The sequence below is a fragment of the Chryseobacterium sp. A301 genome (genome assembly GCF_054489425.1).
Genome location: NZ_JBTMWY010000001.1, coordinates 264,679 through 277,423 on the forward strand (window position 1 = coordinate 264,679; position 12,745 = coordinate 277,423).

Below are 12,745 nucleotides of genomic sequence, written 5' to 3' on the forward strand. Positions count from 1 at the left end.
GCTTTTGACATTTCACAAAACTAGTAAAAATTAGATATGAAAACTATGAGATTTAGCAAAATTGCATTGACCTCTTATATGGCACTTATTCTATTGGCAAGTTGTTCAAGAGAAGACGATCCGAAACCAGATCCAACGCCTGAACCTCCTGTGACCACCATTACTCCAGATAAAGTTAATGATTTTGTATGGAAGGCAATGAATTCCTGGTATTACTGGCAAAAGGAATCAACCAATCTGGGAGATGCGAAATTTGCGACCCCTAACGATTATGCAACTTTTATTAATGGAAAGAGTCCAGACAAACTCTTTTATGAGTTGCTTTTTGAATATGGGAAAACTGACTTTTTCTCTTGGATAGAAAACGATAATGAGATTGTTTCCAAGGCTCAGTATGTAGCAGAGGAACAATCGACCACAGGATTAGAGATTGCCGTGTTAGGAAAAGGAGACGGATCAGGACGATATGTTGCCTTAGTGAATTATATTATTCCAAATTCAAGTGCAGACAAAGCGGGTCTTAAAAGGGGTGATGTCATTACGAAAGTAAATGGACAGTTTTTAGTTGGGTCTAATTATTCGCAGCTATTCGGAGACTCGTTTAGCCTTACACGAGCGAATACAGCTTCTTACAATGATGAAAGCGGAGTGATTTCCACGACCGACAAAGTCGAATCGATTGCGATTGTCAAAACCATGGTGGAAGAGAATCCGATTGCGCACTACCAAGTCTTTAAAGAAGGGGGCAGAACAATCGGATATCTGGTATTCAATGGATTTAAAATTGATTATAATGATGAGTTAAACGCCCAATTTGCTCAAATGAAGGCAGACGGAGTGAATGAGCTAATTTTAGATTTGCGTTATAATGGAGGAGGTTCATTAGACACAGCCGTAGGACTTGCACAGATGATTAACGGTTCGTTTACAGGAGGAGATTATGTCTACTTAGATTTTAATGACAAGCACAATCAGTACGATGAGTTTGATAAGCTAAGTGACAAGATTGATATCTACAATATTGTGGACGGTCATCAGGAAAAAACAGGAGAAGTACAGCAAGTTAATAGCTTGACCCTACCAAAAATTTATGCGTTGGTTTCTTTCCAAACCGCATCCGCAAGTGAGCTTACTGTCACGAGTTTAAAGAAATACATCGACGTAGAGGTGATTGGATATCTTACTGTAGGGAAGTTTGTGGGATCGCATACGCTATACGATTCTCCTACCTCCGACTTCTTAAATTATGAGAACCGAAACAAAGACCACAAATGGCAATTGCAACCGATCACCTTTGCTTATTACAACAAAGATATGGATCCCCATCCAATGGTAAGACTAAACGACGGAAGCGTTGTGCCTGGAATCATTCCAAGCAAACAAGAAAATTTCATTTCTCCTTTTCAGTGGGTTGGAAAGGTCAAGGAGTTTGGCAATCCAAGCGATCCTGAATTAGGACGCGCTTTAGAGATTATCACGGGAAATACGGTAAGTACAACTGCAACGATGAGAAATCGTGCTATTTTAAGTAGTAGAGGCGGGGCTAAATTATTGTCCAAGCCGATGAGTGCAGCAAAAGGATTGTATATATCTGATGTGACACAATTCCGTAAACCTTCAAATTAAGGTTAAACCTATTTTTGGCGAAGAGGAGCTTACCTACCCGGGTTTGCTCCTCTTCGCCTTTTCAAAGGAGCTTTAGGGCAGTGCAAGGGTTCCTTTTTCACCTCTCAAAAATACAAAGCAGCCGCTTACTTTTTTCGTACTTTTGTAGGAAAGAGGGAGTATCAACTTCTATTTAAAATCGATAGCGAACCATTATATGAACTTTCAATTACAATCCGAATTTAAACCCACGGGCGATCAACCGCAAGCCATTGAGAAATTAACAAGGGGTATAGAGGAGGGTGAAAAATACCAAACGCTGCTTGGAGTTACCGGTTCTGGAAAAACGTTTACCATCGCCAATCTTGTGCAGAACGTCCAAAGACCGACCATCGTTCTTGCCCATAACAAAACTTTGGCTGCGCAGCTCTACATGGAGTTTAAGGAGTTTTTTCCTGAGAATGCAGTCGAATACTTTGTCTCTTACTATGACTACTACCAGCCCGAGGCTTATATCGCTAGAACAGGCACCTATATTGAGAAAGATTTAAGCATTAACGAAGAAGTGGAGAAACTTCGACTTGCGGCGACAGCGAGCCTGTTGTCGGGACGAAGGGATGTGCTCATCGTGGCTTCGGTTTCGTGTATCTACGGGATCGGAAATCCAAGTGAATTTCACAAATCCCTAATTACCCTTGCCGTCGGTGAGAAATTAACCCGTACTTCACTCCTTCATTCCTTAGTTAATGCACTTTATGCCAGAACGCTAAATGAGTTTCAAAGAGGAATGTTCCGTGTAAAAGGGGATGTAGTCGATGTGTTTCCCGCGTACGCTGACAACGGAATTCGAATTCAATTTTATGGAGATGAAATTGAGAAAATTCAAGCCTTTGATCCGGTAACAGGAAGTGTGACTTCAAATTTTGAAAAAGTCCAGATTTATCCAGCCAACTTATTTGTTACCTCAAAAGAAACGCTCAATGGAGCCGTGCGACAAATACAGGATGACCTTGTGGACCAAGTCAGTTTCTTTGAGAAAATTGATAAGCCTCTTGAGGCCAAAAGACTAAAAGAAAGAACCGAACTAGATCTCGAGATGATTAAAGAGCTCGGGTATTGCTCGGGTATTGAAAACTATTCTCGGTATTTAGACGGGAGGCTTCCGGGCACTCGGCCCTTCTGTTTGCTTGATTATTTCCCTGAGGACTATTTAATGGTCATTGATGAAAGTCACGCTACGATTCCCCAAGTGCATGCGATGTTTGGGGGAGACAGGAGCCGCAAAGAATCGCTTGTAGAATTCGGTTTTCGACTTCCTGCTGCCATGGACAATAGACCTCTAAAATTTGAAGAGTTTGAAGGCATGCAGAATCAGGTTGTGTATGTCTCGGCCACACCGGCGGATTACGAGCTAGAGAGAACCGGAGGAGAGTATATCGAACAAATTATTCGCCCTACGGGCCTTTTAGACCCCATTATTGAAGTGAGACCTACGGAGAATCAGATTGATGATTTGATGGAGGAAATTCACAAGAGAACGGAACTAGACGAACGAGTTTTGGTTACCACACTTACTAAGAAAATGGCGGAGGAGCTAAGTAAGTACTTTACGAAGTTTGGAGTGCGATGCCGCTACATTCATTCCGATGTGGAAACCTTAGAGAGAATTCAAATTATGCAGGACCTAAGAACAGGCGTTTTTGATGTGTTAATAGGCGTGAATTTGCTGAGAGAAGGTCTAGATCTACCTGAAGTATCGCTTGTGGCGATTTTGGATGCAGACAAAGAAGGAATGCTTCGTTCTCGTCGCTCCATGATTCAAACCGTAGGTAGGGCTGCCCGAAACTTAAATGGGATGGCGATTCTCTATGCCGATAAGATGACTAAGAGTATGCAAGCTACCATTGACGAGACGAATTACCGCCGTGAAAAACAAAGACACTACAATGAAATTAACGGTCTAGAGCCTAAACAAATCAACAAGAAGATTTCATCAGCACTTGTGGGTAGTGCCCGCGATTTCCCAGAGGAAAAATACACGCAACGTGAAGTGTTAAAGCAAGTCGATAAAATCAAGACGAACTTAACGAAGGAAGAATTAAGTGAATTACTCGATCGCAAACAAACGGAAATGGAAGCGGCAGCCAAGAATCTAGATTTCATTCTAGCAGCCTCGATTCGAGACGAGATTAAAGCATTGAAAGGGGAATAGTACTTAAGAAAACTCTCCTGACTTTAGTTTTGCCTTAATAGGAATTAATAATTCTGAGAGACCATTTAGCTTAATTTCATAAATGGTTGAGAGTTGCATCCCTAGTTTTCCAGCGGGCATTCCCTTGCGGTAAAACCATTCCAAATACGAGATAGGTAAATCGCAGATAAGGCTTTCTTTGTATTTGCCGAACGGCATCTTCGTGCGACAAATTTCAATAAGTATAGTAGGGTCCATAAAGGTCTAGATGCTTAAATCGATTTTCTTTTCAAGTTCTTCATCGTCCTCGAGGATGAGCTCGTTGTCATCTTCGCTAAATTCATTGTGGTAAACTTGGATCAGTAATACAGTCATGGAGACTAAGATAGGTCCAAAAACAAGACCCATAAATCCAAAAAGATTCATCCCCATGATGATTCCAAATACCGTGTTAAGTGGGTGAATGTTTTCAAGTTTTCGAAGCAGAGTAAAACGCAAAATGTTATCTGTGAGACCCACTGCGATCAAGCAGTACAAAAGAATTCCAATTCCTCCAGTACTATTGCCCTCGGCAATCATGAAAATTCCGACCGGTACATAGATAATAGCAGCGCCTACAATTGGGATCATCGAAGCAATGGCGGTTAGCGCAAAGAGCAAAATAGGACTTGGTGCCCCGAAAATAATGTACCCTATTAAGGCCACGATCCCTTGACCTAATGCTACCACAGGAATTCCAACTGCATTCGCAACGACTAGTTTTCTGAATTTTTCGCCGATTAAGTCAATGTTAGCACGCTTTAGAGGTACTGCATTTCGCACGATTTTTTCAAATCGACGGGGCTGTTCTAGCATGAAATAGAGCATGAAAAAGAGTGAAGCTACCACTGAAAGGGTATTAAATGTACCACTTAATGCGGAGGTTGAAAACTTCGCCGCACTGGCTTTAATTCCATCTAAATTGGTGGAACTGAGTAAATCAATCTTGGTTTTAGATAAAACAAATGTGTGAATTTTGTCAATAAACACATTGAATTTTTCCAAATATACTTCTGAATCCCCAAGCTTAGCAATCAGCATATCCCCAAGCAAGTAAATGGGGATTATAAGAATAATTAACGACAAAAAGATAATCAAAAAGGATGACCACATCGGTTTCCATCCTCTTTTTTCTTGAAGGTAGAAATTAAACTCTCTGCAGACGATATACAAAGTCAGTGCCCCTAATAGAGCAGGAATAAAAAGAGCAAGATTAAAAACGATGAGGGCAACTAAGGCCGTGATAATCAGAATTAAAAATACCTGCTTAATTTTGACTCCGCTAATGATTTGATTGCGATTCGGCATAGTAAACAATTTAAAATCCTCCCGATAGGACTATCGAGAGTTGTAAATTAGAAATTAATTCTCGATTAATTCTCTTGGCTTCCCTAAATAAGCACAGTAAGCGCAGTACATGACCACATAAATAAAAGGCAACGTAATTAAAATACCTACACCACAAAAGATAATACCCGCAAAGCTAATGAGTCCTCCTAGAAGAGTGGTTCCTAAGAAAGTGCCATAATTATCTTTTGCAATCGAATAGCTTTTTTTGATAGCCTGAATCGCATTTGCATTTTCAAAGAGCAAAATTGGATATCCTAGTAAAAATAAGGGCGCAACAAAAAGACCCGGTAGAAAACAAAGTGCAAATGCAATCCCAACGATAAGAGAAGATAGGATTGAGTATAAAAATATATTTAGGAAATTCTGTCTGTACGCGATGAAAAGATCGTTGAAGCGAAGAGGTTTTTGGTTGTCGTACCGGCTAGTGATGTAGATTAACCCTACAAAGAGTGGCCCTGCGAGCCAACTAAAAAGGCCTGAGAATGCATAATAGGACTTTACTCCTTCAATTTCTAATAGGTCTTGGGTTTTAAAATCATCGCCAGCATTCATGATTTCCGAGTAAAGAGCTTCAGAATCAAAATTAAAAATGGCTTCAAGCAAAAGAGTTCCTGCAATATAAACTGCCATGGCGAGCAAGGCAAACCAAAAGACACCTTTATACATATCAAATGCATAGGAGATAAGACTACTTGTGTTTTTTTCGGGAGGTGTTGAATTTCTGAATTCGCTTAAATTTTCCATAGTTTAATGTATAAATCAAAAATAGCTTATTTTACCGACACTATCATTAATTAATTGATAAATTTAATGAACTTCATTGAAAACTCGACGATATAGAGCATAAATCATTGCATTCCAAAAAGGATAAGTGAATACTGCTCCGACGATCGTAAAAAGCCCTATGTATTTAAAAAGGAGGGCCACAATACAGCATACAAAGATCTCGAGGGGGTATCGCTTTAATCCCTTAAAATTCAAAGGGATGGTTTCAAAGAGCTTTCGGCTCATGAAAAACATCAGTGGTGCGGTAAATAGAGTTAGTAGCACCCAGGCAAACCCTAAGATCACGGTTGGAATAGTATAGAGATAAATTAGAATCCAAAATAGAAAATAACTCGTGAAAATAAAGAAATTGATACCCTGGTAGCCTGCAAATAAATCTTGCAGTGCCGGTTTTTCTCCCAAGTCCATTTTTCGGTACATTTTGAAAAATCCGAGGTTTAAGGGATATAAGAAAACTGCCGTGGCAATCATAATCCAATAAAAAGTCATGAAATTCGGAAGTAGAGTCATTTCTTGAACCCCTTGTTGATAGGACTCCATGCTTTCAGAAAGTCGAGCAGAAAGAGAAAGGTAATGATCCATGATACCGTACTTAACGGCAAAATAATATCCAACAACAATATAGACGCTAAAAGTAATCAAACTGAAAAGCACCTGGTATAAAAGAGTGCGGCTCCAGTAGGAAAATGCTTGTTTTAAGATCGATTCAATCCCTGGTTTTTGAGGATACAATTGGGGCATTTAAAATGTTTTTGCAAAAATAGGGTTAAATAATTTACTTTTGTGAAATGAGTCAAGATTTCGACGCGAAATTCAATAGGATGGATATTCTATCTCTACGAAAGGAGCCTTTTTTCTTTATGGTCGATTTCGAAGGGACAGAGCTCGTGGTATATTCTTTAGAGGAAGTTGTAGAGGGTGGAATTTACTTTGATTTCCCCACTTTGAAATTGGAGAAAGTTCAAAAGGAGGTTTTGAAGGATCTCTCCATCAAAGCAATGCCAGAATCGATTCATTCCTACAAAGAGGGTTTCGATCATGTTCACAGAAATTTGATGCTTGGGAACTCTTACTTAGCTAATTACACGTGCAGAACCCGCATTGAGAGTTCTTCGACTTTGGAAGATTTCTACTACGGTTCGAAAGCGAAATATAAAGTGTATTTCCAGAATCAGTTTTGCTCGTTCTCACCCGAAACCTTTGTAGAGATCTCGGGAGATAAAATGTATACGTATCCCATGAAGGGGACGATTGAAGCCTCGGTAGAGAATGCGGAGGAAATACTTAGAGAAGATCCTAAGGAAAAAGCTGAGCATTACACAGTAGTAGATCTACTTCGCAATGACTTAAGTAGGGTTTGTGATGAAGTACAAGTGGATGAGTTCCAAAGAATTGATTATTTAAAAACAAACCAGAAGGATTTGCTGGCCATGAGTTCTCAAATATCGGGTCGGATCAAACCGGAGTTTTCTGGAAAAATTGGCAGTATACTGAAAACATTGCTGCCGGCCGGCTCCATTTTAGGTGCGCCTAAGGCAAAAACGATGGAAATTATTCTCGAGGCGGAAAAGCAGACTCGAGGTTGGTATACGGGAGTGGCCGGTGTCTTTGACGGTGAATCTCTCGACTCGTGCGTTTTAATTCGGTTTATTGAACAAGAGGAGAATTCACTTTTTTTCAGGAGCGGAGGAGGAATTACGCATCAGAGTGTGATGGAGCAGGAATACCAAGAAATGATAAATAAGATTTATGTCCCGATTCATTGAAAGTATAAAGATCACGGCCACAGGAGCCCATCTTCTCTCTTATCATCAAAAGAGGGTAGAAGACACTTTTCAATTTTTTGGCAAGACATGCCCTATAAATCTTGAGCAAATCGCTTCTTTTCATGGGAGCGTAGATTCAGGCGTACATAAATTAAGGGTAGTCTATGATTTAGAAGGTAGATTCGAATCGAGGATTACCACTTACTCTTCCCCGGTCATTCCTTCCTTTCAACTTGTTGAATGCCCAAAGATTTCCTATCGTTTCAAAAAAGAGGACCGCGCAGCATTAGAACAAACTCTTCAAAAGATCCATCCATCTCAAGCTCTAATCACACAAAATGGCCTTTTGACCGATTCGACGTTTTCCAATTTAGTATTTTTGAAAGAAGATTCCTGGTATACGCCAGAAAGCTATTTACTGAATGGAGTTCAACGCCAATATTTGTTGGAGCGTAAAAGAATACAAGAGGCTCACATTGGGGTAGGCGATCTTCAGAACTATAGTCATTTTGCACTAATCAACGCCTTGAACCCCTTAGAGGATTGCACTTGCTACCCGCTTGATCTTATTCAAAATATTCCGATTTAAATTTTAGCGTACTTTCTTAAAATCAATTAGTTGTGTCGGTCTTTAGGTCGCTCGCTAAGGAAGTGAAGTAATTTCTTAAGATCTGCGCATTTGCGATTTCTTTCGTGTTTACTTCTAAGATTTTAGGTTTTGTCGAAGAGGCAAAAAACAGATCTAGTACCCTCACGAGGGTTTGGTCGTCGTCCACTTCGGTATACTCCATTTCAAAATGAGCCGCAAGGTGCTCTGCGGTCTTGGTGTGGCGTGTAGAGATAAACTCCTCTAATATGTCGGTGTTTGCGCGGTCGGGCCCTGGAATGATCTTGAAAATGCTCCCTTCCCCATTATTAAAAATAATGATTCGGGTATAGGGAGGGATGTATTGGTTCCAAAGGGCATTAATGTCGTAGAAAAATCCTAAGTCTCCGGTCACGAGAAGGGTCGGGTTTTCAGACTTCATCGCGTATCCCATGGCGGTAGAAGTACAGCCGTCTATCCCACTGGTTCCCCGGTTGCAATGTACACGATGCGCACTGAAATCGAACAACTGCGCATAACGAATGGCTGAACTATTGGAAAAGTGTATGTCGTAATGGCTAGGCACTTTTTGTGCTAACAGCGAAAAAAGTCGAAAATCCGAGTAGCCGGTGGTAAGTTCATAGCTCTCATGTTTAATGTCTTTCTTCCTTCTTAAATGATCCCATAGATTGTAGTAGGCACTAGGTTCTAAGTTCACGACATTTAAAAGTTTTTGAAGGAATTTCTCAGGGGCTACTTTCAGAGACTGTGTAAGGGAGAAATAGGTGTCTGGATGCCAAAATTCATCTACGTGCCAATGGTGAGCTATGTTCGCTTGTCGAAGGAACTGTTTGACTCGTTTGGAAACGACATTTTGTCCAAGCGTAATAAGTAGATCCGGTGCAAACGTTTGGTAATCCTGCGCATCAAAATTGTAAAGATAGCGGTCGATATGGTGGAAGAATTTGGGATTTTCTAGATTTGAGTTCACTTCACAAAGAACCACAACCGAATGATTTTTAACCAATTGAGAAAGGCTACTCTCAAGCGATTCACTAAGAGGCTGCGTACCTACCAAGATCATAATTCGTTTGGAAGTGTTCCACTGGGCTACTAAAGGCGAAGACAATTCGAATTTTCGGGCAGGAGCAAGTTTCTCGACGGAAGGGAACACAGGGATTTCTCCCACGAGGTCGTATAGAGGCTCGTTTAAGGGAATGTTGAGGTGTACAGGACCTTGCTTTTCAAGACAGAGTTCAATGGCTGTTTTGATCGTGGCAAAATTTTGTTCCTCTGAGCCCTCGATTTCGTCTTCAAGAAGTTGAAAGTCACCATAAGAATGGGAAGAGAACAAATCCTTTTGTCGAATGGTTTGGCCGTCAAAAAGATCCACGTAATCTGAAGGACGGTCTGCAGAAAGGATTAGGAGGGGAACGTTTTGATAAAAGGCCTCCGTGACTGCAGGGTAGTAGTTGGCTGCGGCGGAGCCGGAGGTACATGTAATTGCTACGGGTTTTTGCTGCACTTTAGCCATGCCTAGCGCAACGAATGCAGCGCTTCGTTCGTCCACAATGCTATAGGAATTAAACTCCTCAATTTCTCCGAAATGAATCGCAAGGGGTGCGTTACGTGACCCTGGAGAGACCACTACGTCTAGGATTCCATATTCTTTTAGTAAATGGGCTAATAATTGAACACTGCGTTTCGAAGAATACTTTTTCATGGAGGCAAAGGTAGGCGTTTTTGTGAATTGAAAAAATTATTTTCCTTCCGTGGGTCTGCCTTTTCACGCTCGTTTCTATACAAATAGAGCTGCCTTTAAAAAGACAGCTCTATACTATTCCATGGAAACAAGGATTAAACTTTTTGCTTTTTCGATTTGGACTCGGGAAGCTTTTTGATTAATCCGTCGCCAGTTTCATTTAACTCTAAGACGAGAGTTTCCTTGTCTTTAATTTGCTTGTTTACCAGCAGATCCGCAAGCAGATCTTCAATATATTTTTGAATGGCTCTTTTCAGCGGTCTTGCGCCAAAGTCTTTGTCCCATCCCTTTTCGGCGATAAAATCTTTAGCCTCTTGGGTAAGTTCTACTTTATAACCAAGTTTTTCAATTCGCTCGTAAAGTTTTCCTAATTCAAGATCAATAATCTTCGCAATGTCTTCTTTTTGTAGAGAGTTGAACACTACGATGTCATCAATTCGGTTTAGGAATTCAGGGGCAAATGCTTTTTTGAGGGCACTTTCTATAGTAGATCGAGCTCTCGCATCCGAGTTGGACTTCTTCGCAGAGGTTCCAAACCCAACGCCATCACCAAAATCTTTAAGATCTCTTGTTCCAATATTGGAAGTGAGAATAATGATGGTATTTCTAAAGTCTATTTTCCGTCCTAAACTGTCCGTGACGTGTCCTTCGTCTAAAATTTGCAGTAAGATGTTGAACACATCGGGATGCGCTTTTTCAATTTCATCTAGAAGCAAAACCGCGTAAGGTTTACGACGAACGGCTTCGGTCAATTGACCCCCTTCTTCGTATCCTACGTAGCCTGGAGGCGCTCCCACAAGTCGAGAAACCGCGAATTTTTCCATGTATTCACTCATGTCAATTCGAATAAGCGCTTCGTCAGAATCAAATAGCTCACGAGCCATCACTTTAGCGAGTTCCGTTTTCCCAACTCCAGTGGTTCCTAAGAAAATAAAGGTTCCAATGGGTCTATTAGGGTCTTTTAGCCCTGTTCGGTTCCTTTGAATGGCTTTTACTACCTTTTGTACCGCCTCGTGTTGTCCAATTACTTTTCCATTGAGCTTCTCGTCCATATGAGCCAATTTGTCAAGCTCATTTTTTCCTACTTTGGTCACAGGAATGCCACTCATCATGGAGACTACTTCTGCAACATTTTCTTCGGTAACGACTTCTTTTTTCTCCTTGACATCTTTGTCCCATTGTTCCTGCGCAGCGGCAAGCTCCATGGCTAGGCGCTCTTCCTCGTCTTTCAATTTTCTTGCTTCAAGATAGTCCTGCGCTTGTACGGCCTTTTGTTTCAAAAGCTTAATCTCTTCGATTTTTTCTTCGTTTTGAATAATGGCAGTAGGCACTTTCATGTTTTTGATGTAAACCCTTGATCCCGCTTCGTCCATTGCATCGATGGCTTTGTCCGGTAAGAAACGATCGGTGATGTAGCGCGCACTTAAATTGACACAAGCATTAATGGCTTCGTCCGTATACGTTACGTTATGGTGGTCTTCGTATTTGTCTTTAATCTGATTTAAGATCAATATCGTCTCTTCAATTGAGGTAGGTTCCACCATTACTTTCTGGAATCTACGTTCCAGAGCACCATCTTTTTCAATGTATTGACGATACTCATCAAGTGTAGTGGCTCCAATGCATTGGATCTCTCCTCGAGCTAAGGCTGGTTTAAACATGTTAGAAGCATCCAAACTTCCAGTAGAACTTCCCGCACCTACAATGGTATGGAGTTCGTCAATGAATAAGATGACATCGCGATTCTTTTCCAGTTCGGTCATAATCGCTTTCATTCTTTCTTCAAATTGGCCACGGTATTTGGTTCCTGCAACTAAACTTGCAAGATCAAGCGTGATGACACGTTTTCCATAAAGAACTCGAGAAACTTTTTTCTGGTGGATACGAAGGGCAAGTCCTTCTGCAATTGCAGATTTACCCACTCCGGGCTCACCAATAAGCAAAGGGTTGTTCTTTTTGCGTCGAGAGAGAATCTGTGAAACTCTTTCAATTTCTTTTTCCCTTCCAATCACGGGGTCTAATTTCCCGTCTCTTGCCAAGGAGGTTAAATCCCGTCCAAAATTATCGAGAGTAGGCGTTTTGCTTTTGCCACTTCCTAGGTTTCCGGTAGGCTTACGCATTTGGCCGTATTCTTCTCTTTCTTCATCGTCTTCGTAAGCACTCATTTTGGGAGCCTGACCCGAGTTTTTCAATAGGGTTTGGTACTCACGCGATACTCTTTCATAGTCGACGTCGTATGCCTGCAAAATGTTACTAGTGGGGTCTTCGAATTTATAAAGGATGCCCAACAGTAAATGCACGGTGTTGATTTCTGCACTTTTGTACTGTCTACATTCTAGTTCCGCTCTTTTAAGAGCCTGATCTGCCATTTTTGTAAACGATATTTGCTTAACCTCTTCTGCAAGTGGACTTACAGAAGCTAAGTTCATTGTTTCAATCTTCCTTCTAATTTGCGCTAGATCGGCATCCAAATTCTGAAGAATTTGTCTCGCAGAACTATCTGTTTTTAGAATGCCAAGCAAAAGATGCTCGGTGTTGAGGAATTCACTTTTCAGTCTTCGTGTTTCACTTTTGCTCTGTTTGAACACTTTATCCAAACCGGCTGAAAATTTATAATCCATAATTTGGTCTCGTATTAATTTAAGGAGGTCTTTTCCTCC

General features: G+C 40.9%; 10 protein-coding genes. 4 read left to right on the plus strand and 6 right to left on the minus strand.

All coding sequences use genetic code 11. The annotated features are described in order from the left end of the window. Nucleotides 1-36: 36 nt before the first annotated feature. Complete coding sequence (locus ACX3PU_RS01230; RefSeq protein ID WP_459083004.1) at nucleotides 37-1,626, plus strand: S41 family peptidase; 1,590 nt, start codon at nucleotides 37-39, stop codon at nucleotides 1,624-1,626. A gap of 196 nt (nucleotides 1,627-1,822) precedes the next feature. After that, the gene (gene uvrB, locus ACX3PU_RS01235) at nucleotides 1,823-3,817 is read left to right on the plus strand and encodes an excinuclease ABC subunit UvrB (protein ID WP_459083006.1); all 1,995 of its coding nucleotides are present in this window, start codon (nucleotides 1,823-1,825) and stop codon (nucleotides 3,815-3,817) included. A 3-nt stretch (nucleotides 3,818-3,820) separates the two neighbouring features. On the opposite strand, the gene ACX3PU_RS01240 is transcribed toward uvrB, so the two are convergent. The 4 genes from ACX3PU_RS01240 to ACX3PU_RS01255 all read right to left on the minus strand — a co-directional run bounded on the left by ACX3PU_RS01240 (nucleotide 3,821) and on the right by ACX3PU_RS01255 (nucleotide 6,712). Beyond that, a complete protein-coding gene (locus ACX3PU_RS01240) occupies nucleotides 3,821-4,054 on the minus strand; it encodes a DUF3820 family protein (RefSeq protein WP_459083008.1) in 234 nt (77 codons plus the stop codon). Nucleotides 4,055-4,060: 6 nt separating this feature from the next. Further along, on the minus strand, nucleotides 4,061-5,143 hold the full coding sequence (locus ACX3PU_RS01245) for an AI-2E family transporter (RefSeq protein ID WP_459083010.1): 1,083 nt from the start codon (nucleotides 5,141-5,143) through the stop codon (nucleotides 4,061-4,063). A gap of 54 nt (nucleotides 5,144-5,197) precedes the next feature. Further along, on the minus strand, nucleotides 5,198-5,929 hold the full coding sequence (locus ACX3PU_RS01250) for a beta-carotene 15,15'-monooxygenase (RefSeq protein WP_459083012.1): 732 nt from the start codon (nucleotides 5,927-5,929) through the stop codon (nucleotides 5,198-5,200). 63 nt (nucleotides 5,930-5,992) lie between these two features. Beyond that, complete coding sequence (locus tag ACX3PU_RS01255) at nucleotides 5,993-6,712, minus strand: hypothetical protein (RefSeq protein ID WP_459083014.1); 720 nt, start codon at nucleotides 6,710-6,712, stop codon at nucleotides 5,993-5,995. A 47-nt stretch (nucleotides 6,713-6,759) separates the two neighbouring features. Between ACX3PU_RS01255 and ACX3PU_RS01260 the strand changes: the two genes are divergently transcribed. Both ACX3PU_RS01260 and ACX3PU_RS01265 read left to right on the plus strand, forming a co-directional pair. Next, the gene (locus tag ACX3PU_RS01260) at nucleotides 6,760-7,737 is read left to right on the plus strand and encodes an aminodeoxychorismate synthase component I (RefSeq protein WP_459083016.1); all 978 of its coding nucleotides are present in this window, start codon (nucleotides 6,760-6,762) and stop codon (nucleotides 7,735-7,737) included. After that, the gene (locus ACX3PU_RS01265; protein WP_459083018.1) at nucleotides 7,721-8,326 is read left to right on the plus strand and encodes an aminotransferase class IV; all 606 of its coding nucleotides are present in this window, start codon (nucleotides 7,721-7,723) and stop codon (nucleotides 8,324-8,326) included. The genes ACX3PU_RS01260 and ACX3PU_RS01265 overlap by 17 nt, the downstream gene beginning before the upstream one ends. A 22-nt stretch (nucleotides 8,327-8,348) precedes the next feature. Here ACX3PU_RS01265 and menD read toward each other — a convergent pair whose 3' ends face one another. Both menD and ACX3PU_RS01275 read right to left on the minus strand, forming a co-directional pair. Beyond that, nucleotides 8,349-10,046, minus strand: a complete 1,698-nt coding sequence (menD, locus tag ACX3PU_RS01270; protein WP_459083020.1) for a 2-succinyl-5-enolpyruvyl-6-hydroxy-3-cyclohexene-1-carboxylic-acid synthase — start codon at nucleotides 10,044-10,046, stop codon at nucleotides 8,349-8,351. A gap of 134 nt (nucleotides 10,047-10,180) precedes the next feature. Continuing rightward, nucleotides 10,181-12,706, minus strand: a complete 2,526-nt coding sequence (locus ACX3PU_RS01275) for an ATP-dependent Clp protease ATP-binding subunit (RefSeq protein ID WP_459083022.1) — start codon at nucleotides 12,704-12,706, stop codon at nucleotides 10,181-10,183. Between the last annotated feature and the right edge of the window lie 39 nt (nucleotides 12,707-12,745).